We start from the raw sequence: 23,832 nt of genomic DNA, 5'->3' as shown, positions 1-23,832 counted from the left end.
ATAAAATTTTTGACTTAATATTAAGAAAATCGCTTTTTATACCAGAATCTTACCCCTAAGCCTAATAGAGTCAGAGTGAGTAGAGGTACGATAAAAGCAATTGATTTCCAATAGGTTGCTTCTTTATCCAATATTTTCTTGTCCAAGAAGGCCAAAGAAACTTTCTTGTTGCGTAGGCTTAGGAAAGCGGTGTCATCTAGGAGGTAATTGACGCAGTTCTGCAAGAAAGCCTTGTTGTCAAAATACTGGTTTGTCCATTTGTCATAGCCAAGCTCTGTAGGTGCTCCCTGCTGAATATCATTGCGGATGATGTCCCCATCGGAGATAACAATCATTTTGTTAGGTACGCTTTGGTCTTTGTCCTCAAGCTCAGCAATGGGCTTTACTCTATTCTTGAAGGCAGAGGTAAAACTGCCCTCTAGAAGTACAGCCACTGGGAAATTTCCTTTTTCATAGCCCTCAGTTGTTTTCTCTGGGAAGTCGAGAATGATTTCCCTAGGGGTTCCTTCTGTCTTGGAAAGGGGAGAGGAGGTGAGCAAAATGGACTTTTTGATGCCATTGCTTAGTGTATCTATGCTACTGACGAACTGTAGGCGGATACCGTCCAAGTTCTTGTTGATCATATGGTTATTAGCCGAAAGGATCATAGGGGAATATACCCAAGGGATAGGGGTGTATTGGGTTTGGCTACCACTGCCCTGAGCCACTACAATTTGGGTAAAGTACCAATCGTTGATAAGATCATAGTTCAGGCGTACTCCGTATTTGAAGAGCATATCTGTCAGGTTGAGGTTTAGGGGCATGGCCATAGTACGCCCTTGCTGGCGGAAGAGTTCCTCTAAGGAAGCCGCCACAGGGTCTAAAAGCCACAACACCCGCCCTCCATTCATGATATATTGGTCAAGGACTTGTTTCTGCTCATCGGTAAAGGGTATGGTGGGTTTGGCTATGATACATAGTTGAAATTCAGAGAGTTGCTTGAGTGTCTTCTCTGGAGCGGTAGCTACCGAGTCTAGGACAAAGGGCGCTAAGTGGTAGTATTGCTGTTCCAAGCGCAAGAAGTCTGCAATCTGAATATCAGCTAAGGTACCATTGCTTCTGATAACAGCTATATTTTTCTGTTTCTCTAAAAAGAGCTTATAGAGCGCATCGGAGAAGGCATACTCCAAGTTTTGTACAGAGAATTGTATTTTTTCCTGAGAGGAAGCGCCCAATTTGTTGCGCAATAAGGGAACTCTCTCTTGCTTGTCTCCCTTGGTGATAATAGCCCAAGGAATAATATATTCCTCGGAAGTCGTCGCTCCAGTGGAGGAAGTAATCATAAGAGGGGTAAAGCCTTCTGCACTTAGGGCTTGTAGTTGACTATCTACATCCTTGCCCTCCAAAGGGTTGACAAATTCAAAATGAATATGCTTATTGGCTGCCTTGTATTCCTCCAATAGCTGTAGGGTCTCGGTCTGTAAACGCTTGTACTCAGCGGGGATGTTTCCTTTGAGTAATACCTTGATATCTATAGGAGCTTTCACCTTAGATAGAAGTTGCAAGGTAGTAGGGGAGAGGGTATAGCGCTTGTCCGAGGTGAGGTCAAATCGCTTATATAGTAGTTGACTCACTCCTATAATCCCTCCCAAAAGGAGTAGTAATAGACAAATGGAGAAAAGAGGTTTCTTTATGGATTTCATTTTTTTTCAGTCTGCAAAGAAAGTTGGGTTAAGTATAAAAAAAAGAAAATAAAGCAGGAGAAATAGACTATATTTCTCGTGTCAATCACCCCACGGCTGATGTCTTCAAAATGTACCTTGAAGCCAAAGGAGAAAAGCGAATTGGGAGTAAAGAGACCTATGAGCTCGTCCAATCCGAAGAATAGGAAAAAGTTCAGAAAAGTAGCGATAACAAAGGCAATAATCTGGTTCTGACTCATAGCCGAAGCAAACATGCCTACCGCTACAAAGGTAGCCCCCAGTAAGAAAAGCGCTATATAAGAGCCTATGGTACTGGCCATATCTATATTTCCCTTAGGAGCGCCTAATTGCCATACCATATATATATATACGCCTGAGAAAGCCAACAAAATCAGTAGAATGGCAAGTACTGACAGATACTTAGCAAGCACTATACGCCATACCGAGATAGGGTAGGTAAAGAGCAAAGGCAACATACCACTACGCTTCTCCTCGGAAATAATACGCATGGTAAGGGCAGGGACGAGAAAGACAAAGATCCATGCCGAGAGCAGAAAGAAGGGCTGCAAGGACGCAAAACCCGTTTGGAAGATGTTGTATTCCCCTGATAGAACCCATAGGAATAGGCCACTGAAAAGCATAAAAGCACCAATGACCACATAGCCTATAGCTGAGGTAAAGAAATAACGAATTTCTTTTTTGAACAAAGCATTCATGCTATGATTGAGCTAATAAAATTTGGGTCAAAATTACAATTATTTTTTCACTCAGACAAAAAATAGTTTTGAATTTTGAATTACTGACCACTAACCGCGGATAAAAATTTGGCATAATTATTGCTGTAGAGAGAGTATTTATTATTACAGAAATGAGAAGAATATTTTTATTTGTTGTTGCTCTTATGGCTTCTCTTACTCAAGCACAGAATGCCACTAAGGCTAAAGCTCTTTTGGATGAAGTGTATAAAAAAGTAACATCCTACAACAATATTTATATAGACTTTCGCTATTCCTTTGAGAATGCCAAAGAGCGTATCAAGCAGGATACCAGAGGTGATGTAACCCTTAGTGGACAGAAGTATCTGCTTAATTATATGGGAGTTACCAAAATCTTTGATGGTAAAAAAATATATACTATAGTTCCTGAGAATGAGGAGGTAACTATAGAGGATACCGAAAACAAAGACGACCAAATGATCAAGCCGTCCGAGATGCTGACTTTCTACAAAAAAGATTTTTCTTACAAATGGGATATTGTACAGCAAGTGAAAGGTCGTAAAATACAATATATAGAACTCAAACCTACCAAACCCGCTTCTGATATTAAGCTTATTTTGCTCGGTATAGATACCACTACCAAGCATATCTATAACCTTATACAAGTGGGGAAGAATGAGGCGAAAACAACCATTACGATCAATGAATTTAAGACTAACCAACCCCTAAGTGGCAACGAGTTTCTCTTTAACGAGAGCAAATACAAGAAATTAGGATATTACATTAACAAATAATCACTTAGGCAAGGCAAATCCCCTTTTATGAAAATACTGGATCGTTATATATTATCGCGTTTTATCTACAATTTCATAGCCTCTCTCTTTATCATTACACTGATTTTTGTCTTTCAAACCATTTGGCTTTATATAGATGAGTTGGTAGGCAAGGGACTGAGTATATTTGTGGTGATAAAGTTCATAGCCCTTATGCTGCCCAATCTCATTCCGCTGATTCTGCCCCTTACGGTGGTGTTATCATCTATAATGACCTTAGGAGCTTTGGGAGAGAGCTATGAGTTGGCAGCTATGAAAGCGTCGGGAGTGTCTTTGCTCAAGGCCTCTCGTACGCTTATTGTCTTTATGATACTGCTCAGTATTGGGGTTTTCTTCACCTTTAACAACCTACAACCTTGGTCTAATAGGAAGGTGGTAGCCCTCAGATCAAGTATTAGAAATAAGCAACCAGCACTGGCCATAAGTCAAGGGATATTCAATAATGTACAGGATTTTTCAATAAAAGTAGGTAGAAAAACAGGGGAAAACGGAGAGTTTCTAAATGATATAGTAATTCATAAACTCAATGCTTATAAGCAAAACCGCACTGTCATAAAAGCCAAAAACGGAACTCTCTCAGGACATAAGAAGGGTTCAGATATTCTACAGTTGGTGCTCAAGGATGGGGCTTACTATGAAGATGTGGATAATGATAATGCCAACTATCCCTTTGTGAAAGCAAAGTTCCAAACTCACATCCTTAATATAGATATTAGTTCACTTAATGAGGATATCAATTATAATGAGAATGCAGAAAAGGATTATTATAGAACAATGAATATCAGCCAATTATCCTATACTTTGGATTCTATAGTAGGGGATTATAGGCAGGAGTTGAAGGACTTTGGTGAGAACTTCTACAGGCGTACTGGGGTGAGTTATCTCTCTGATAAACAAACAGATCAGCAGCCTTCCTCTGGGGAAAAAGTCAAGAGTGCCACAGAACTACTCGACCGATATAAGGGAAAGGATGAGCATACCCAGATATATAGCCTAGCCAAAGATAATATTTCTTCTCTGATCAATAATATAGATAACAACAAGGAGAACATGGAGTACCAGCAGAAGCTAATTAATGTCTATCGCTTGACCCTAAGTGACAAGATTGCGCTGGCCATTACCTGCTTCGTACTCTTTTTCGTAGCGGCTCCCTTAGGGGCTGTAATTCGTAAGGGGGGGGTAGGTATGCCTTTGGTGGTAGCTATAGGATTGTTCTTGGCTTATTATTTCTCTGGACTATTAACCAAAAATATGGCAACCAATGGGAATATAAACCCCTATGTAGCTCCTTGGATTCCTACCTTTTTCCTATTGCCCTTAGGGGTATATCTTACTATCTTTGTCAATGAAGATAAGTCGGTTGGGAACTTTGGTGAACTGGTTTATAGAATAAAAAAACGCTTCTCAAAGAAAATAAAATCGTAATCAGATGTTGGATTTGTTAGGACGCTCGCTCTTGGATTACCAAAAGGGAGACCGCTCGGACGACGTACATGTAGAGACAAATATTTCAGAACGGGAAATTCTCTTCCGCTCTCACTTCTTCCGTTCTTTCTCCCAAATGATTCCTTTGGAACAATTAGCACTTACCAAGGCTCAGGGAAGGGTATTGGACGTAGGGGCAGGGACAGGCTCACATGTCTTATACCTACAAGAAAAGGGATTGGACGTGGTGGCGCTTGATATATCTGCTTTTGCTGTTGAGGTATGTAAACTCAGGGGCGTGAAGCAAGCTGTATGTGCCGATGTGCTGGACTATAACGGCAAGTTTGACACGATTCTTATGCTAATGAATGGTATAGGAGTTTGTCAGAAACTGTCAAAGATAGACCTTTATTTACAAAAACTAAAATCGCTTCTTACACCTACTGGGCAGATCTTGGCTACTTCTACCGATATTATTTATATGTTTGACCAAGATGAGGATGGGGGTTATATTGTGCCCATTGCCGAAGACGCTGATTATTATGGTGAACTTACTTATACCATAAGCTACAAGGGAAAGAAAGACTCCTTCCCTTGGCTCTTTTTGGATTATAATACCTTGCAAAATGCAGCCTATCACAATGGTCTTAGCTGTGAATTACAACAAGAGGGTGATGCCTTTAACTACTTGGCTAAGTTACAGATAGACCAGTGAGGAATTATTGCTTTACTTTTTTGCTTCCCTCATAGATGGTGTAATTGACCAAACGGCTCTCTAACTTACCGTTGAAGAGTTTTATCTTGCGAGAAGGGCGCAACCCTACCGACTTAAGGGCTTCAAGGTTGGAAGTAATGAACCATGCCTGGGTGTTGGTATATCCCCTCTTGAGTGTATCGCCTATTTGCTGGTAGAACACTTGTGGGTTGATTTCCAATCGCTCTCCATAAGGAGGATTAAATACCATAAAGAGAGGTTTGTCGTTTTCCTTCTTGGACTTGAAGAAATCCTGTTGGCGAATGGTGATATATTCGCTAAGTTGAGCATTTTTTACATTTTCCTTAGCTTTCATCACCGCAGATGGTGCTTTGTCATATCCATATAGCTGGTGGGAAAACTCTTTCGCTTTGCCCAGAGAACTATCAAAGATAGTTTCAAACAAATCTACATCATAATCAGCCCATTTCTCAAAGGCAAATTCCTTGCGATGGAGAGAGGCAGGAATATTACAAGCAATCATAGCAGCCTCTATCAGGAAGGTACCACTCCCACACATAGGGTCTAAGAAATCACTTTGCCCTTCCCAACCACTCAGTAGCAAGATCCCTGCGGCAAGTACTTCGTTGATAGGAGCTATATTGGTTTGGGTACGATAGCCCCTATGGTGCAACGATTCCCCAGAGGTATCCAAAGAAACGATCACCTTATTGTCCTTCTGAATATGTATAAACAGCTGAATGTCAGGGTGTAGTGTGTCTATATCAGGACGTTTGCCCTCTTGAGCACGAAACTTATCCACTATAGCATCTTTGGCTCTTAGGGCCATGTACTGGGTATGGTTAAAGAGGTCAGTTGCCAGAGTTACCTCTATAGCAAAGGTTTGCGCAGCAGAGAATAGCCGACTCCAATCATACTGATAGAGTTTTTGGTAATAGTCCTTCTCATTGCGTACCTCAAAAGAGTAGATAGGCTTGAGAATCTTCAGGGCTGTGCGTAGGGATAAGTTGGCCTTGTACATAAAGCCTTTATCGCCAGAGAAAGAGACACTTCGTATGCCTTTTTTTACATTCATAGCGCCTAGGGTACGTAGTTCTTTTTCTAAAATATCTTCAAAACCAAAAAAGGTTTTGGCCACCATCGGGAAATTTTCCATATAATGAGGAAATAAATTAATTCGTGATTATCGCTTGAAAACAGGTAAGGTATAATAAGCACCTACTGCTATGCGGTGTAACTGTTCATCAGGCAACTTCAGGGCTTCGGTATAGGTGATATGGTTACCTACATAAGCCACATAGAAGCGCAAATCTTGACTGACAAAGGGAGCATATTGACCTGCAAGGAAATAAACATAGTTGGTTCTTAGCTGTTCATTGAGGGTATTCCTACTGCCAGTGGTCTCTATCCCTAACTTGGCAGAGAGACTCCAGTGCTCATCAATCTGATAGTCATAGCGGGAGACCGCACACTTATATACGATGTTCTTGCGCATAACAAAAGCTCCTTCCGAAAGCCCGTCATACATACTTAGCAACCTTGATGAGGTAAGCCCAAAGTCAGCCCCCATATGGGAATACACTAAGTCCAAATAAGCGGTATGCTTACCTGCTTGTAGCTTGTTACCTAAAGAAACAGAATGGGTGTAGTATCCTTGGGCAAACTGGGCTAAGTTATACGAATACTTAGTCCTGAACATACCATCAAAGAAAATACCATTCCAATACAGATAACCGCCTATAGGCGCCTTAGAGGCTGTATAGTTATCAGTAACAAAGTGGTTACTCTCCAAGTGTTTAGCAAAAGAATGATTTACAGTATTGTGCAGCTGTATCCCCACTATGTGCTGAGGATTGAGCTGGTAAGAGAGTTGTGCTCCACCCAAAAAAACATTGGCATATACCCCGTTGAGGTAATCCGTAAAAATATATTCGTATAGCGGATTGATATCCTCTTCAAAGGAGCCCATTACAGAAAGCTGTTTGCCTAAAGTGGTTGCCCATTGTCTTTTTGTGCCAAAGCGATAGGTGATATAGGCATAGTCCAAAGCAGCAGCCCCATTGTCCTGAGTGGTAGTAGCAAAGGGCTTATTCATACGAAAGCGTACCCTATAGGAGAGCGCTTTGTTGTAATTCCCTTGGATATTGATACGCGCATTATCTATCTGAAAATGAGAGGAAGAGAGAGCCTCTTGGCTATGAATATCCGAAAGGAACCCTCCTCTGAAATAGAATTCTACTTTCAGTTTTTCAGCTGAAAGTGGCTCTGTAAGTGTATCTTTCTGTGCAAAAATAAAATTCTGTACTAAAATACTTAGCGTAATGACTAATTTTATTTTTCCTGACATGATGAATTTATTTTATTTTTCTCGCGGTAAAGTTACTGATTTTTTCAAAACTGGCAAAGTATAAGCAGCTCCTAAGGCTACTCTATGAAATTGCTCATAAGGCATATTGAGTGCCTCAGCATAATTAACTGTATTGCCTATATAGGCTCCATAGAAGCGGAAATCCTGTGTCTTAAAGGGTTCATATTGTACGGCAAGGAAATAACTATAATTTTGGCGGAAGTGCTCACTTATCTTGTTTTTGCTTCCTGCAAGCTCCACTGCCAATTTGGCAGAAACACTCCAATAATCATCTATTTGGTATTCGTAACGAGAGATGACTCCTTTATATACTATGTTCTTATACATAACTTTGTCGGACTGCCCTTCATACTGGTTGAGTATCTTGGAGGCTACTAAGGCATAGTCAGCCCCCATATGGGAATACATCAGGTCTATGTAGGCCGAGTGTTTTCCTAAGGTAAGCTGATGACCTAGCGATACGGTATGGGTATAATAGTCTTGGGCAAACTGGGATACATTGTAAGAGTAATTAGTATGTAATGCCCCATCAAAGAAGGAGCCTGTCCAATACGCATATCCTCCAATAGGAACTCTAGAAGCCACATAATTTCCAGCAACAAAGCCATTGTTCTGCAAGTGGTCGGCGAAGTTGGCATTGAGTGTATTATGCCCCTGTAGGCCTACCTTATGGCGCTCATTGATGGCATAACCGACTTGAAGTACCCCAAGGAAAGGATTGACGATATAAGCCAAATAATCCCCATAGATATACTCATACAAGGGGTGAATATCTATCTCATAGGAGCCTATCATAGCATAGGCCTTACCTAATCTCAAGTCCCATTGGCGATCTTTACCAAAGCGATAAGTAAGAAAAGCCATGTCTAGGGCTACCGATGCATTGTCCTGGGAAGTGGGCGTAAAGGGACGATTTAAGCGAAAACGTACATTGTAAGATAAGTCCTTGTTGTAGTTTCCATACATATAAATTCTCGCATCCTCTAGGCGGAAAGCGGCTGAAGCAGGAGTAAGCCTTGTCTTATCCGCAGCAAAACTACTATTGAAATAGAATTCAATATTGGCCCATTGTGCCGACTGAGGAGACAAAAGGGTGTCCTTCTCTATGGAGAAATGCGTTTCTCCAAAGGCGTTCTCTGTCATTAGAACAAGTAATAAGAGGATAAAGATCTTTTTCATATATGTTTTTTCTGCAAAAATAAGAATTTATTTTTAATATTTACTAAAGAAAAACGCGTATTTTTAAAAATACAATTTAATTACGACAATAATATCCTTTTTAACATTAAATGTATTGCATAAAAAAACGATATAAATATAAAAAAAGTAACTAAGGGGCTAAAACGCCTATGCAGTGATGAATAGCTACTCACCACTGCATAGGGACATTCTCCTTAAAAATTAAAAAAATGAAACCAAAAATTATAGCTTAATCGTAAGTACGGGTTTTTCAGAGTGATTTACAATGTCCTCACTGATACTGCCATTGAAGATGTGCATAAGTGCACTTTGCTTGGCTGGGAACATACAGATAAGATCACTCTGATGGTCTTCTGTAAAGTGGATAATACCTTCTTCAATAGAGAAATCACTATACATATGGATATTGTGAGAGAGTATTTCCTTATGTTCTTTAGAGAAATTATCTATCAGTACCTTTATCTCCCTGCTGGAATTGAAGTGATAAGGGGTATTGATATATACAAAGTCTATCTTAGCATCCAAGATATTGGCAAAAGCCACTGCTTTTTGGAAGGCTTCTACATATTTCTGAGAGAAATCACAGGCAAAAATAAGTTTTTTTACCTTGGAAATATCCGTTTTGTCTTTGATGACCAAAACAGGTACAGAGGAAGTACGTACAATCTTTTCAGCATTGGAACCTAAGAAGAGTTCTTTAGAGCCTGTAGCTCCTGTGGATCCCATCACGATAAAGTCTACCGATTCACTTTCAAGTAGGTTCTTTACTGCATAGGTAAGAGCGGTAGTCTCTACCACAGTTTTTACAGTAAGACCTTTCTCTTTTAACTCCTCGGAGAGTTTCTTTACATTAAGGCCAGCCTCACGCATGAAGAAAAGTTCTTCAGGGAGTGCCGAAGTGGATTCTGTGACAAAGCGTCTAGGCAGTTCTACACAGTGTAACAATAGAATGGTAGCCCCATTTTTCTTTGCTAAATCTACGGCTACTTCTACTGCATAATTAGAATGTTCTGAGAAATCGACAGGTACAAGAATATTTTTCATGGTAATTGAAGATTATATGTTAGACAATATTTTTGTTTTTCTACGCTGTAAAATTACGTTTTTTCAAAATAATAAACAAACTTTGTCTGTGAAAAATTTTTAAAAAATAGAAAAACAAACATTAAAATAGATGAAAATGAAGGGGGGCTATTCACAAACTCTCTTAATTTTACTATTGTACAGTTTTTAATATGTATTTTTGCACAAGATTTAATCAGGGGACAATTTTTCGTCTACCATCTAATTTTTTAGAATAGTGTTAGATTTTTTATATCCTATAGAAGATTTTTTTGTTCAAAAGAAATATATTTCCCAAACCATTGGAGGAAAAATAAAAAAACATACCCGAAAAGAGGGCTTACCAGACCTTTCAGGGGTACAAGTGGCTATTTTCTCACTCTCTAATAGCGAAAATATCCTGAAAAACTCATTCAGAGATGCTTTTTATAGCCTTTATTATGGTAATTGGGATATTGTTTTGGCTGATTTAGGAAATATCCCCGAAGGAACAACACAAGAGGATACTTTTGTAGCTATAAGAGAAGTAACAGCTCACTTGCTCAAGCAAGGGATTATACCTATACTCTTGGCTGAAGGGGTGGAGAATACCTATGCACTCTATCGCTCCTTTGATACTATGGAGCAAATGGTAAATCTTGCCTGTGTGAATGCGCTCTTTGGCTTTTCCGATGAGTATGAGATTTTTGCTGAGGATAGCTATATGAGCCGTATTCTAATGGAAACGCCTACACAGCTGAACCATTTTACCAATATTGGTTACCAAACCTATTATAACCCTCAGGAATCTATTGACTTACTTCAAAAGATGTTCTTTGAAAGCTACCGATTGGGTGAGATCACCAGCTATATGGAGCAGGTAGAACCTATTTTGCGCAATACGGACCTAGTGAGTATTGATATGACCTCGGTGCAAGCCTCTGATACCGATATGCCTAAGGGGTTCGTCAATGGATTTACCGCCAGAGAGATCTGTACCATAAGCCGCTATGCGGGGCTTAGCTCACAAACCTCAGTATTGGGTATTTTCAATCCGCCTATCTCCGAACGAGGAAAGATGCTAGTAGGGGAGGTGCTTTGGTACTTTATAGAGGGTATCAACTATCGTATCAAAGAGTTTCCTTCCATTGAGGATAAAAATTATACCAAACATATAGTACTCTTAGAGGATTTCACCATAGAGTTCTATAAGAGCAATCGTACAGGACGCTGGTGGATTCTCCCTAGTGAGTCTTCCAAAGGAGCCTTTATGCTACCTTGTACTGAACGAGATTACCAAAAAGCTCTTGAAGGGGAAATTCCTTTGCGCTGGTGGAACCTCCATCAGAGATCTCTGAACTAAGTGAAGAATGAATAGTAAAAAGTGAAGAGTGAAAAGTTAATATGGAACTAACCACTAATCACTAACCACTAACAAGAACAGGCGAATTGCCATTTGCCCCTACACAACCGACATTGATAACTAAAACAAAAGTATGCTCAAAAAACTACTTTTCTTTATAGCCTTATTCCTATCCGTAGGAGTTCTAGCTCAGGATAGCATTCGTTTCAAATCTGTAAGACCCCAGCCTAAGAAAAAAGACAGTATTACACTTTCTTCGCAGGATTATAAGTATATCTACATAACACGCGATACCATAGCGATAGATACTACCCTTACACTTAAGGCAATGTATAAGCAAAATCCTGTAAGAAAGGATATGTTTGCCTATGTACCTTTCCAAAATATGGGGCAGACCTATACGACATTGGCGTATGATTTTAAGCATACAGCACTTTCCCCACTATTGGGAATGCGAGGAAATAGTTTTTATTTTTCATCAGCCGATGATGTCTTCTACTACAGAGTGCCCACGCCCATGACTGAATTCTCATTCAAGTCAGGACTCTCGCAAGGACAAATGTTACAGTCCTTTTTCTCGGCTAATCTATCGCCCGAATTTAACTTTTTTGTACGCTATAATGCGCTGCGTTCTTTAGGAGATTACAAGAATATCCTTTCCTCTATAGGAAATTTCTTTGCGGGCTTTTCCTATCTGTCGAAGAGTGGAAAGTACTTAGTGATGTCCCACTATGCCAATGAGGAAATAGATCGCCAAGAGAATGGGGGACTGCTATACCCTGACCAATTCCAAGGGGGAAATGACCAATTTCGCAATCGTGCACGCTTGGATATTGCCCTTTCTGATGTAACCTCTCAGCAGAACCTAAAGCGTTATTTCTTGCAACACCAGTATAATTTCCTAAGACCTTCTGAGGATGGCGATTCGGAGATACTTTTGAAGCATTTGTTTGAATATCAGACAGAAAACTATTATTATACCCAAAAAGCTCTAGCTGCAGATAACTTCTTTGGGGAGAGTTTTACCCTTAAGGATCTTCGAGACAAGCTGTCCCTTAGAGCACTGACTAATAAGCTGGGAGCAGAGCTTTCTCTACCTTATTTGGGCAAGACATTCGTATATGGAAAGTCTTATTTCTATAATTATTTTGCCAAAGGAATCTTCATAGATACATCGGGCAACTTTATCCCACACCAGATAAAGGGAACTGATTACGGATTGGGACTTCAGTGGAAAAAGAATTATAAGGGATTCTATATCAATGCCGAAGGAGAACAAATGATTATCGGGAAAATATTAGGTACCAAGCTCCAAGGAGACTTGTCTTACAACTTTAATGAGCAAAATAAGCTATTTGCAGGGATTAATATCACTTCCAAACTGCCTAACTTTAATTTTTTACTCTATCAGAGTGATTATAAGAATTATAATTGGTATCACTTTGATGACTTTTCTAAGGAAAACATTCAGACCATCTATGGGGGACTCCGCTCCCAGTGGGGAAACCTCTCATTGGATATTACTAATATCAATAACTATACTTATTTTGAACTTAAAACCAATATCAATGGAACAAAGAAACAACCCAAACCTCAGCAATACACAGCTAACATACAGTACCTGAAACTGGTAGGAGAGAAAGAGTTTCGCTTGGGTAACTGGGGCTTGGACAACACCCTGATGTATCAGCAAGTGCTACAACAAGGAGAGCACATTTTCAATGTCCCTACCTTCACTACCCGCAATACACTCTATTTCAGCTCCTACATGTTCAAAAAAGCCATGTATTTGCAGACAGGACTTACTTTTAAGTATTTTACTAACTATTATGCTAACGAGTATAATCCACTATTGGCTGATTTCCAAGTACAGACTGATCAGAAGATAGGGAACTATTCAGTGACTGATTTCTTCCTCAATGCAAAGGTAAGAACTATGCGTATCTTCTTTACCGTGGAGCACCTTGAGGCCTTATTCGGTAATTATAACTATTACGCGGCTCCTGCTCAACCTTATCGCGACTGGAAAGTACGCTTAGGTATTATATGGTATTTCTTCAAGTAGAAATATTTCTTAAAAAACTTATATACCCTAATATATCATCATCAATGTACATATTAACCCAAAATCTTTATTTTCCTCCAGTGGAGCAAGCCGACAAAACAGGAATACTTGCCATAGGAGGAGACCTCTCCATACCACGTCTTTTGCTGGCCTATAAGAGTGGGGTGTTTCCTTGGTATAACGAGGACGAACCTATACTCTGGTGGGCTCCCAAAAAGCGTATGGTAGTGGTACCTCAGCATTATACCATGCACAAGAGCATGCACAATATCTTCAATAGAAAAATATTTGACATAACCTTTAACAAAGACTTCTATCAGGTGATTACCACTTGCAAGAACATCTATCGCAGAGACCAACAGGGTACCTGGATCAGTGATGAAATAGTGGAAGCATATACCAGACTCCACGAAATGGGGCTAGCTCGCTCGGTGGAAGTATGGCAGAATAAGAAACTAGTAGGAGGACTCTATGGGGTGGATATAGGTAACGGCATCTTCTGTGGAGAGAGTATGTTCTCCAAGGTGTCCAATGCTAGCAAAGTGGCTTTCTATACACTCTTGCAAGATCTCAAGGAAAAGGATTATCTGCTACTGGATTGCCAAGTGTATAACGAACACTTGGAGAGCTTAGGGGCTTATGAAATCCTTCGCTCCGAATATATGAAATATCTCTTAGAAGGCAATATACGTCTTAGAATCAAGAAAATGAAAGCATCATAAAATGAAAGAAGACTTTTTACATTATCAAGCCCCAACCTCTCTCTACCCCTTGGGCTTAGAGGTGGCTCGTGCCGAGGGCTCTTATATCTATGATACCCAAGGAAAGGCTTATTTGGACTTGGTAGCAGGCGTATCGGCTTGTACCTTAGGCCATTGTCACCCCAAGGTGGTCAAGGCAATACAAGAGCAAGCGGCAAAGTATATGCACGTAATGGTCTATGGAGAGTATGCGCAATCACCAGCGGTGGACTATTGTAAGCGCTTGGCTGAAAATCTACCCGCACCTTTGGAAACGACTTATTTGGTCAATTCAGGTACTGAGGCTATTGAGGGGAGTATCAAGCTGGCCAAGCGTGCTACGGGGCGCTCTCAAATTATCGCTGCCCGCAAGGCTTACCATGGCAATACTCAGGGTTCCCTTAGTATCATGGACTACGAATTGCGCAAACAGCCTTTTCGTCCGCTCCTACCCGATGTGGCTTGGATAGAGTTCAACAATGAAGCAGAACTTCAGAAGATTACCACGCGAACCGCAGGGGTCGTTTTGGAGACTATTCAAGGAGGTGCAGGCTTTATCACCCCTGAGAATGACTACTTGGCTAAGGTAAAACAACGCTGCCAAGAGGTGGGCGCCCTGCTTATCTTGGACGAGATACAACCTGGCTTTGGTCGTACAGGCAAGCTCTTTGGTTTTCAGAACTATAATGTAGTACCCGATATTATAGCCATTGGTAAAGGAATGGCCAGCGGACTGCCCTGTGGTGCTTTTGTGGCTTCTTATGACCTGATGCACCTTTTGGCCGACAAACCCAAGATGTCTCACATCACTACCTTCGGGGGAAATCCTGTAGTGGCAGCTGCCTCTTTGGCGACACTCAATGAGCTGCTTACCACTTCTCTTATGCAGGAAACTCTTGAGAAGGAACAGCTTTTCCGCAAGCTCCTCAAGCATCCTAAGATAAAATCGGTCAATGGTAAGGGACTCATGCTAGCGGCTATTATGGAGAGTGAGGACTTGGCCAATCACATAATCCTTTATGCACACCAAAGAGGGTATATCTTCTTTTGGTTACTCTTTGAACTTAGAGCGGTGAGGATCTCTCCGCCACTGACCATTAGCAAGGAAGAGATTGAAAAGGCTTGCGCGATTATTTTAGAGGCTATAGATTGTTATAAGCCATAGACTAATTGGAACCTAAGCGGCGGGAGATCGTGTTCTTCAGTACATTGTACTCCATTACTTCTTGGATAGCCCAAGAGGGATCTCCCTCTTCGGCCTCTAATTGGATAATTTCGGCTCGGAGTTCTTCTATCTTTTTGTCAATAAGTATCTTGCGAAGATTCAGTACAATTCCATTGATTGCATAGGAAAGGTCGGCTTCCTTAGGTTTCACCTCCACTCCTTTCTCTCTCCAGTTGTGTAGGCGGATTTCTTCCTCCTGAGCTTGAAAGGTAGCAATAATGGAAGCCATGGAGACAGGAAGCTCATTGATAATAGTAGAAATATCCTCAAGGCCATGTTGATATTTATCTATAAAGAAAGTATATATTTCCTTGAACTCCGCCGTGGAGAGTTCTATCTCATCGGCTTGGAGTTCGAGGAATAGTTTTTCATATACCTTTGCCTTTTGGCTGATTTCCTGCACTTTTTCTTCTCCCGTTTCAGGATCGTAGTATAGGAATTTGTCCTCAAAGACACATTCTTTAGGCCCATAGAGAAGCAGGTATTTAATCAGATCCTTCTCCAAATAGGCGATGGGAGGCAGGCGCTCAGGCGTTTTCACCGCAGCCATAGGTGTTTCCTTTTGCACTTTCTTTAGCTCTTGTTGTGCCTTTAAGAGCTGTTGCTGATTCATTTGTGCTAGCGAAGCAAAGAGTACCTCCTCGGATATTTCCATGATTTTGGCGCATTCCCTGACGTAGATTTCTCTTTTGATAGGGTCGGTGATCTTGGAAATACTCTCTATCATGCTGCGAATGGTATCGGCACGCTTCATAGGGTCGTCCTGAGCTTCCTCAATGAGCAAAGAGGCCTTAAAGCGGATAAAATCTTGTGTATGTTCGTTGAAATAGGTCTGTATTTCTTCTAAAGAATTACTTTTAGCAAAGCTATCGGGGTCTTCTCCTTCGGGAAAGGTGCAAATACGTACATTCATCCCTTCGGCAAGAATTAGATCCACTCCACGAATAGCCGCTCTTAGCCCTGCCGCATCCCCATCATAGAGAATGGTAACATTGGGGGTAAGTCGGCGCATAAGGCGTATCTGCTCTTGAGTGAGGGCTGTCCCGCTGGAGGCTACCACATTCTTGATACCGCGCTGGTAGAGCTGTATCACATCGGTATAGCCTTCTACAAGGTAACAGTTGTCCTCCTTGGCAATAAAAGGTTTGGCCTGAAATATACCATATAGTATATTACTCTTATGATAGATGTCGCTCTCAGGAGAGTTCAGATATTTGGCTTCTTTTTGCTTTTCTTTGGAGAGTATACGTCCACCAAAGCCTAAGACCCGCCCACTCATGGAGAGAATGGGGAACATCACTCGTCCCTTGAAACGATCTATCTTACGACCTTTCTCAGTGGTAATAGTAAGCCCTGTCTTTTCTAAGTAAGTTATATTCATTCCCTTGGCTATGGCTTCATCGGTCAGCGCACTCCAGCTATCAAGGGAGTAACCGAGCTGAAAAGTAGCTATAGTCTCATCGGTAAAGCCTCGTTCCTTGAAGTAAGTGAGTCCCAAGGCCTTGCCCTCTTCTGCGTTTAAAAGAATTTGCTGGAAATAATCACGAGCGAACTCGCTGACCAAGTACAATCCCTCCCGCTCATTGGCTTTGTTTTTCTCCTGCTCATTCTGTTGGGTTTCCTCCAGTTCTATATTGTATTTTTTTGCCAGATAGCGAATGGCCTCTACATAAGAGAAGTGCTCATGTTCCATAAGGAAAGCAATGGCATTACCACCTTTTCCGCTACTGAAGTCCTTCCAGATTTGCTTGGCTGGAGATACAGAAAAGCTCGGTGTACGCTCATTGGTAAAGGGGCTGAGTCCCTTGTAACCAGAGCCTGAACGCTTGAGTTGGATAAAGTCGCCTATGACTTCTTCCACCCGAATGGCATCATATACTTTGTCTATGCTTTCTTTAGTAATCACGTTCGCAAAGGGTTATATTTCGTATAATTCAATGGGGAAGCCGTCGGGGTCTTCCAAAAAAGTAAAGCGCTTGCCAGTGGATTCATCTTGGCGTATGGCCTCACAAGCCACCTTTTGGCTTTCTAAGTAGGTAATAGATGCCTCTAAGTCTCTCACCGCCAAGGCCAAATGCCTACCTCCACAAGCCTCTGGTCGGCTGATGCGCTTAGGAGGCGAAGGAAAGGAGAACAATTCCAAAACATATTCCCCGTTGAGACACAAGTCTAACTTAAAAGACTGTCTTTCTGCCCTATAATGTTCAGCCTGTATGGTAAAAGGCAAAATTTTCGTATAAAAATGCTTTGACAGCTCGTAATCGCTACAAATAATTGCGATATGATGTATTTTTTCTATATCCATTTCTATTTTCAGTTGTCATTGGTTAGTTGTCATTAATCATTAATCATTAGTCACTATAAAGTACTTCCTCCAAAAAAAGTGCGTGCCCAGGAACGGAATAGCCCGCTTGGGAACGATTTTTGCTCAGTAAGACTTGCTCGAAGCCCTCTAAGGTCATTTTCCCTGAGCCTACTTCCAAGAGCGTCCCTACAATGGCGCGTACCATATTGCGCAAGAAGCGATCAGCAGTGATTCTAAAGATGAGCAACGCCCCTTGCTGACGCCAATAGGCCTCTGTCAGATGACAGATATAGGTTCTGACATCGGTATTAACTTTTGAAAAACATTGAAAATCAGTATGCTTTAGAAGTATTTTGCAAGCCTTGTTCATCAGGTCGAGGTCGAGGGGGTAATGTATGTAATAATGTTGCTCATACCCGAAGGGGTCTTTCTCCGTGCTGATGAAATATTGATAGGTACGAGAGCGGGCATCAAAACGGGCATGGGCATCGTCCTTGACAGGAAAGATAGCTTTGATAGCAATGGTTTTTGGGAGGAAGGAGTTAAGCTTGTTTACTAAATTCTCAGGCAGTGATGCTTCATGGTCAAAATGAGCATAATAGTCCCTGGCATGTACCCCTGTATCGGTACGGCCAGCTCCCACTATGGAGATTTCAGTACGTAATAGTAAGGACAAGGCTCGTTCTATCTCTTCCTGCACCGAGGGAGCCTTGGGCTGTCGCTGCCAACCATTGTAATCTTTTCCATTATAGGAGAGTCGTATAAAATAACGCACTATGTTTGTTTTCAGTTAGTTAAAAAAGTCCCTCTATGCTACCCTTTCCCTCACGAATCAGCTCAGGAACTCCTGTGGAAAGGTCTATGATAGTGGAGGCTACATTGTCTCCATAACCACCATCGATGACAATATCGACTTTGTCTTGCCATTTCTCAAAGATCAATTCGGGGTCTGTGGTGTATTCCACTACTTCGTCTTCGTCATAGATAGAGGACGAGACAATCGGATTGCCCAATTTCTCTACCAAGGTACGAGCAATGTTGTTATCAGGCACACGAATTCCTACCGTCTTTTTCTTTTTGAACTCCTTAGGCAGGTTGTTATTCCCTGGCAGGATAAAGGTATAAGCCCCTGGCAGTGCCCGCTTAAGGAGCTTGAAGGTAGCAGTATCTATCTGTTTTACGTAGTCGGAAAGGTTGCTCAGATCGGCACAGACAAAGGAGAAGTTGGCTTTGTCTAACTTTACGCCCTTAAGGTGAGCGATTCGTTCTAAGGCCTTGCTATGGGTGATGTCGCAGCCCAACCCATAGACGGTATCGGTAGGGTAGATAATCACCCCGCCATCTCTGAGGCACTCCACTACCTTCTGTATTTCCCGCTCATTGGGATTCTCTGGATATATTTTGATGAATTTCGCCATTTCTTTCAAGATATTAAACTGTATGCGAATTGCCATTCGCCTCAACAAAGGACAAAATTACAACAAATAATTAAAACTATTCCATGAGGAACGTTAAAATTTTTATTTATACATTATTGATTATCAGTATATTACTATTTAATTTATCAATCGTTAAGACATATTTTGGAAAAAAACAACAGCCATCTCAAGAAAAATAAATAAAAAGTCGTACTTTTGCCGAAATTTTCGTAAATGGTAACCATAGACCAACTCAAGGAACTTAGCCAGCGGGTAGAACGCTTAGAAAGGTATCTCCAAATTGACAAAAAGAAGATTGAAATTGCCAATGAAGAGGAGAAAACCTTAGCACCAGACTTTTGGGATAACCCAAAAGAGGCGCAGCTATTAGTTCAAAAGATCCAATCCCAAAAAAAATGGGTTATCGATTACGAAAAAGCAGTAGAAATGGTAGAAGAACTCCAAATTATGCTGGAGTTCTATAAGGAAGACGCTGTTTCAGCTCAGGAAGTGGAGGATTTCTATGCACAAGCACTGCATCATATAGAGAATATTGAGTTCCGCAACATGCTCTCCGACGAAGGCGATGCCCTGAGTGCAGTACTACAAATCACCGCAGGAGCAGGAGGTACCGAGAGTTGCGACTGGGCTTCTATGCTTATGCGTATGTATATAATGTGGGCGAACAAACAGGGCTTTTCTGTCAAGGAACTCAACTACCAGGAGGGCGATGTGGCAGGGGTAAAGACTGTGACCTTAGAGATAGATGGAGAATTTGCCTTTGGCTACCTCAAAGGCGAAAATGGGGTACACCGCTTGGTGCGTATCTCTCCCTTTGATAGCAATGCCAAGCGACATACCTCCTTTGCCTCGGTATATGTATACCCTTTGGCCGATGATACAATAGAAATAGAGATCAACCCTGCGGATATTTCCTTTGAGACCATGCGCTCCAGTGGGGCCGGAGGACAGAATGTCAATAAGGTAGAAACGGCCGTACGTCTTCGCCACCACCCTACAGGCATTATCATAGAGAACTCCGAGACCCGTAGCCAGTTGGACAACAAGAATAAGGCACTCCAATTGCTTAAATCGCAACTCTATGAGATAGAACTCAAAAAACGCCAAGCCAAGCGCGACGAGATAGAGGCTAACAAGATGAAGATAGAATGGGGTAGCCAAATTCGCAACTATGTGATGCACCCCTATAAGCTAGTTAAGGACGTTCGCTCAGGCTACGAAACTACCAATGTGGACGCAGTTATGAATGGTGAATTAGATGATTTCCTAAAGGCATATCTCATGCTCATGGGACAACAAAACAATGAATAGTGACAAGTGACTAACGACTAATGACAAATCATATTCGAAATATTAGTAGTCAGAGGTTCCTTTTTATCTTATAAATTAATAGCAATGGCAAAAAATTTAGTAATTGTAGAGTCTCCTGCCAAGGCAAAGACCATTGAAAAGTTTTTGGGCAGTGATTATAAGGTGATGTCTAGTTATGGGCATATAGCTGACCTCCCAGATAAGGAATTAGGGGTAGATGTACAGCATGGCTTTAAGCCTCAGTATATAGTCTCTGCCGATAAGCGAACTCTTGTGAAGAGCCTCAAGGAAGCCGTAAAAAAAGTGGATACTGTATGGTTGGCTTCCGATGAAGACCGTGAGGGAGAGGCCATAGCGTGGCACTTAGCCGAGGAACTCAAATTGCCACAGGAGAAAACCAAGCGTATTGTGTTTAACTCCATTACTAAATCTGCCATAGAACACGCCATAAAGAATCCACGTGGAATAGACTATAACTTAGTCAATGCCCAGCAAGCGCGACGTGTGCTTGACCGCCTAGTGGGGTATGAACTCTCTCCTGTATTGTGGAAGAAGATACGCAAAGGTCTCTCGGCTGGGCGCGTACAATCGGTATCAGTACGCCTAATTGTGGAGCGCGAACGTGAAATACAGGACTTTAAGAGTGAAGCCTCTTACAAGATTACCGCCGAGTTTCTCACTGCTGAGGGCAAGCTTATCAAGACCCAAACCAATAAATCTTTCCCGACCCAAGAAGCAGCCAGCGCATTCCTACAGCAGAATATAGGAGCTACCTTCACTGTGGGTAGTTTAGAAACTAAACCTACCAAAAAATCTCCTGCACCTCCCTTTACCACCTCTACCCTTCAGCAGGAGGCTTCCCGCAAGCTCCATTTCTCCGTATCCAAGACTATGCAACTCGCTCAGCGATTGTATGAATCAGGGCTTATCACCTATATGCGTACCGATAGTGTAAACCTATCCCCAGAGGCACTCGCCGCTGCCCAGCAGGAGATCACCCATGCCTATGGAGCCAAATATAGCAAGACCCGACAATATACCTCCCACTCCAAGGGTGCCCAAGAAGCACACGAGGCCATTCGCCCTACCGATATGGCAGCTCATACGGTAAGAGCAGAAGCAGACCAAGTACGCCTATATGAACTTATTTGGAAGCGTACTATTGCCTCCCAGATGAGTGACGCACAACTGGAACGTACCCAAGTGAAAATCAATGCCAATACTCACTCCGAACCGTTTTTAGCCAGTGGTGAAGTGATTACCTTTGACGGCTTCCTCAAGGTATATCTTGAGGGAAAGGACGACGAAGAGGAGGAAAATGAAGGCATGCTACCCACAATGAAGGTAGGTGAGGTACTCACCAGCAAACATATTACAGCTACTCAGCGTTTTACTCGTCCTCCTTTCCGCTATACAGAAGCCTCCTTGGTCAAGAAGTTAGAAGAGCTCGGTATTGGTCGCCCTTCCACCTATGCCGCTACTATCTCCACTATACAGAACCGTGGTTATGTAGAGCGTAGTAATATAGAAGGAGAGAGCCGTCCTTACCTACAACTCTCCTTGGTCAAAGGAGAAATCAAAGAAAAGAAACTTTCTGAGAATGTAGGAGCTGATAAGGGCAAACTCATTCCTACTGATATAGGTATGATTGTCAATGACTTTCTCATTACCCACTTTGATAATATTGTAGATTACAATTTTACAGCCAAGGTAGAGGAGGAGTTTGACGACATAGCCACAGGCAAGGAAGATTGGTCAAAGATGGTAGGACGCTTTTACGATACTTTTCACCCTACTGTAACCGATGTAGAGCAAAACGCAGTACGAGAGACAGGCGAACGCCTTTTAGGTACCGACCCTGCCACAGGAAAGCCCGTAAGTGTACGCTTGGGTCGTTATGGTGCTATGGTACAGATAGGCTCGGTAGAGGACGAGGAGAAACCCCGCTTTGCCAGCCTTTTGCCTCACCAGTCTATAGACACGATTACATTTGAAGAAGCCATGAAGCTCTTTGAGCTCCCCCGCAAGTTAGGTGTATTCCAAGGTAAGGAAGTAGAAGCCAACATAGGGCGCTTTGGCCCTTATATCCGCTTTGGAGACAGTTTTATATCTTTGGATAAGTCCTTGGATGTCTTTTCTGTAACCTTTGAAGAGGCCAAGGAGGTCATAGCACAAAAGCAAAAAGCCGATGCTCCTATCTCGGTATATGACGGCAAGGAAGTAACCAAGGGGGTAGGTCGTTTTGGTCCTTTTATCAAGTGGGACAATATCTTTATCAGTGTCAGCAAGAAATACAACTTTGACAACCTTTCTCAGCAAGATATAGCCGCTCTTATAGAGGAAAAACTCAAGAAAGAATCCGAGAAAGTAGTCAAGGAATGGCCAGAAGAAGGTATCCATATAGAGAAAGCCCGCTGGGGACGCTATCACCTTATCAAAGGAAAAACCAAAGTAGAGCTCAGCAAGGAAACGGATATAGAAGCCTTTACCTTAGCCGATGCCCAAGCTCTTTTAGCCCCCAAGGAAAAGCCTAAGAAGGCAGCTGCTACCAAGAAAACTACCACCAAAAAAGCCCCAGCTAAGACAGCCACTAAAACCGCAGCCAAAAAGACTGCTAAGAAATAGAAAATAGTTTCAAAATTTAACATATAAAAATATTCCTATTTCAGAAATTATTACTATCTTTGCCCAGTCAATAACATAATAATAAGACTAGTAATTATGAATATTTTAAGAGTTTAACACAACGCCCTTATTGTGTCTTAGCTTAAGCGATTCATGTATAAAAATATTTGAGAAAAGCAAGCCTGCTTACGAAATTTTTTCGTGAGTAGGTTTGCTTTTTTTGTTGTTAAATTAATCAAAACGGTCACAGTTTGTCTAACACGCACTGTAATTTTGCCCTCAGAGATAAAACAGCTATCCGAAGAGTTGTGTTTATATAAGGCGAATCCCGAAAAGCCTGTAATAGAGTAGGGGAAAATTAAAAATTTAAATTATGTTTGAATTACTTTTTGAAGCATTAAAAAATATTGATGGAACATCAATAAAAAAAGGAGATTTAGTAAAAATGGTACAAGACACAACTTTAAATCCATTTTTTAAAGATGCAGGAAAGGTAGCAAAGGAAGCATTAAATTATTCAGGTGATGCTTCTAAAATTGCTCATGCTTTCAAGCAGTTATCAATTAAGAAAAAATAGTTGATTTAGACAACCAAACCACCACCCCTACAAAGTACTAACAAATTTTGTGTTATAGGCTTTGTAGGGGTGATTTATTGGGAAAAAATGAACTCATTAAATTAGTTAGATTTTGGCAATAAATTTGTTTTATTGCCGAAATCTAATATAATAAAACGATAGTCAAGAAGCCCACAATGAAATGAATGTATTTCTAAATCCT

At 41.4% G+C, this 23,832-nt stretch carries 20 protein-coding genes; 10 read left to right on the top strand and 10 right to left on the bottom strand.

Features of this window, described 5'->3' with window-relative positions:
• Positions 1-20: 20 nt before the first annotated feature.
• Both gldG and HMPREF1154_RS04695 read right to left on the bottom strand, forming a co-directional pair.
• Entirely contained in the window at positions 21-1,682 is a 1,662-nt protein-coding gene (gene gldG, locus HMPREF1154_RS04700) for a gliding motility-associated ABC transporter substrate-binding protein GldG (RefSeq protein ID WP_009641496.1), read from the bottom strand.
• Positions 1,679-2,398 carry an ABC transporter permease gene (locus HMPREF1154_RS04695; protein ID WP_009641532.1) on the bottom strand — a complete coding sequence of 240 codons (720 nt, stop codon included), beginning with the start codon at positions 2,396-2,398 and terminating at the stop codon, positions 1,679-1,681. The genes gldG and HMPREF1154_RS04695 overlap by 4 nt, the downstream gene beginning before the upstream one ends.
• A gap of 152 nt (positions 2,399-2,550) precedes the next feature.
• On the opposite strand from HMPREF1154_RS04695, the gene HMPREF1154_RS04690 reads away from it, so the two are divergent.
• Genes HMPREF1154_RS04690 through HMPREF1154_RS04680 form a run of 3 tightly spaced genes read left to right on the top strand, consistent with a single transcriptional unit; the run spans position 2,551 to position 5,371 of the window.
• Positions 2,551-3,192: a LolA family protein gene (locus HMPREF1154_RS04690; protein ID WP_009641425.1), complete on the top strand. Its 642-nt coding sequence runs from the start codon at positions 2,551-2,553 to the stop codon at positions 3,190-3,192.
• A 27-nt stretch (positions 3,193-3,219) separates the two neighbouring features.
• Complete coding sequence (locus HMPREF1154_RS04685; protein WP_009641504.1) at positions 3,220-4,656, top strand: LptF/LptG family permease; 1,437 nt, start codon at positions 3,220-3,222, stop codon at positions 4,654-4,656.
• 4 nt (positions 4,657-4,660) lie between these two features.
• A complete protein-coding gene (locus HMPREF1154_RS04680; protein ID WP_009641415.1) occupies positions 4,661-5,371 on the top strand; it encodes a class I SAM-dependent methyltransferase in 711 nt (236 codons plus the stop codon).
• Positions 5,372-5,375: 4 nt separating this feature from the next.
• Here HMPREF1154_RS04680 and HMPREF1154_RS04675 read toward each other — a convergent pair whose 3' ends face one another.
• The 4 genes from HMPREF1154_RS04675 to HMPREF1154_RS04660 all read right to left on the bottom strand — a co-directional run bounded on the left by HMPREF1154_RS04675 (position 5,376) and on the right by HMPREF1154_RS04660 (position 9,983).
• Complete coding sequence (locus HMPREF1154_RS04675; RefSeq protein WP_198004474.1) at positions 5,376-6,527, bottom strand: THUMP domain-containing class I SAM-dependent RNA methyltransferase; 1,152 nt, start codon at positions 6,525-6,527, stop codon at positions 5,376-5,378.
• Between the two features lie 27 nt (positions 6,528-6,554).
• Positions 6,555-7,718, bottom strand: a complete 1,164-nt coding sequence (locus HMPREF1154_RS04670) for a porin (protein WP_009641391.1) — start codon at positions 7,716-7,718, stop codon at positions 6,555-6,557.
• 12 nt (positions 7,719-7,730) lie between these two features.
• Positions 7,731-8,918: a porin gene (locus HMPREF1154_RS04665; RefSeq protein WP_009641352.1), complete on the bottom strand. Its 1,188-nt coding sequence runs from the start codon at positions 8,916-8,918 to the stop codon at positions 7,731-7,733.
• A 243-nt stretch (positions 8,919-9,161) separates the two neighbouring features.
• Positions 9,162-9,983, bottom strand: coding sequence for a universal stress protein (locus HMPREF1154_RS04660; protein WP_009641470.1), 822 nt, complete (start codon positions 9,981-9,983; stop codon positions 9,162-9,164).
• Between the two features lie 256 nt (positions 9,984-10,239).
• On the opposite strand from HMPREF1154_RS04660, the gene HMPREF1154_RS04655 reads away from it, so the two are divergent.
• From HMPREF1154_RS04655 to HMPREF1154_RS04640, 4 genes are all read left to right on the top strand, one after another.
• On the top strand, positions 10,240-11,343 hold the full coding sequence (locus tag HMPREF1154_RS04655) for a formimidoylglutamase (RefSeq protein ID WP_009641436.1): 1,104 nt from the start codon (positions 10,240-10,242) through the stop codon (positions 11,341-11,343).
• A gap of 133 nt (positions 11,344-11,476) precedes the next feature.
• Positions 11,477-13,408, top strand: a complete 1,932-nt coding sequence (locus HMPREF1154_RS04650; RefSeq protein WP_009641363.1) for a putative porin — start codon at positions 11,477-11,479, stop codon at positions 13,406-13,408.
• Positions 13,409-13,452: 44 nt separating this feature from the next.
• Entirely contained in the window at positions 13,453-14,130 is a 678-nt protein-coding gene (gene aat / locus HMPREF1154_RS04645; protein ID WP_009641477.1) for a leucyl/phenylalanyl-tRNA--protein transferase, read from the top strand.
• A gap of 1 nt (position 14,131) precedes the next feature.
• Positions 14,132-15,313, top strand: a complete 1,182-nt coding sequence (locus HMPREF1154_RS04640; protein WP_009641461.1) for an aspartate aminotransferase family protein — start codon at positions 14,132-14,134, stop codon at positions 15,311-15,313.
• 1 nt (position 15,314) lies between these two features.
• Here the strand turns inward: HMPREF1154_RS04640 and dnaG are convergent, their stop codons facing one another.
• From dnaG to HMPREF1154_RS04620, 4 genes are read right to left on the bottom strand one after another with little or no spacing between them, the layout of a single operon-like run.
• The gene (gene dnaG, locus HMPREF1154_RS04635; RefSeq protein WP_009641525.1) at positions 15,315-17,279 is read right to left on the bottom strand and encodes a DNA primase; all 1,965 of its coding nucleotides are present in this window, start codon (positions 17,277-17,279) and stop codon (positions 15,315-15,317) included.
• Positions 17,280-17,291: 12 nt separating this feature from the next.
• A complete protein-coding gene (locus HMPREF1154_RS04630) occupies positions 17,292-17,678 on the bottom strand; it encodes an SMU1112c/YaeR family gloxylase I-like metalloprotein (RefSeq protein ID WP_034566935.1) in 387 nt (128 codons plus the stop codon).
• A gap of 46 nt (positions 17,679-17,724) precedes the next feature.
• Positions 17,725-18,453 carry a tRNA pseudouridine(38-40) synthase TruA gene (truA, locus tag HMPREF1154_RS04625; RefSeq protein ID WP_009641344.1) on the bottom strand — a complete coding sequence of 243 codons (729 nt, stop codon included), beginning with the start codon at positions 18,451-18,453 and terminating at the stop codon, positions 17,725-17,727.
• A gap of 19 nt (positions 18,454-18,472) precedes the next feature.
• A complete protein-coding gene (locus HMPREF1154_RS04620) occupies positions 18,473-19,096 on the bottom strand; it encodes an L-threonylcarbamoyladenylate synthase (protein ID WP_009641362.1) in 624 nt (207 codons plus the stop codon).
• A 234-nt stretch (positions 19,097-19,330) separates the two neighbouring features.
• Here HMPREF1154_RS04620 and prfB point away from each other — a divergent pair, with 234 nt between their 5' ends.
• From prfB to HMPREF1154_RS04605, 3 genes are all read left to right on the top strand, one after another.
• A complete protein-coding gene (gene prfB / locus HMPREF1154_RS04615; RefSeq protein ID WP_009641464.1) occupies positions 19,331-20,428 on the top strand; it encodes a peptide chain release factor 2 in 1,098 nt (365 codons plus the stop codon).
• 84 nt (positions 20,429-20,512) lie between these two features.
• Entirely contained in the window at positions 20,513-23,053 is a 2,541-nt protein-coding gene (gene topA, locus HMPREF1154_RS04610; RefSeq protein ID WP_009641356.1) for a type I DNA topoisomerase, read from the top strand.
• 373 nt (positions 23,054-23,426) lie between these two features.
• Entirely contained in the window at positions 23,427-23,630 is a 204-nt protein-coding gene (locus tag HMPREF1154_RS04605) for a hypothetical protein (RefSeq protein WP_009641418.1), read from the top strand.
• Positions 23,631-23,832 lie beyond the last annotated feature (202 nt).

This window comes from Capnocytophaga sp. CM59 (genome assembly GCF_000293175.1).
In the GTDB taxonomy this organism is placed as follows: domain Bacteria; phylum Bacteroidota; class Bacteroidia; order Flavobacteriales; family Flavobacteriaceae; genus Capnocytophaga; species Capnocytophaga granulosa.
The sequence above is the reverse complement of the archived record's forward strand: the minus strand, read 5'-3'. Positions and strand labels throughout refer to the sequence as shown.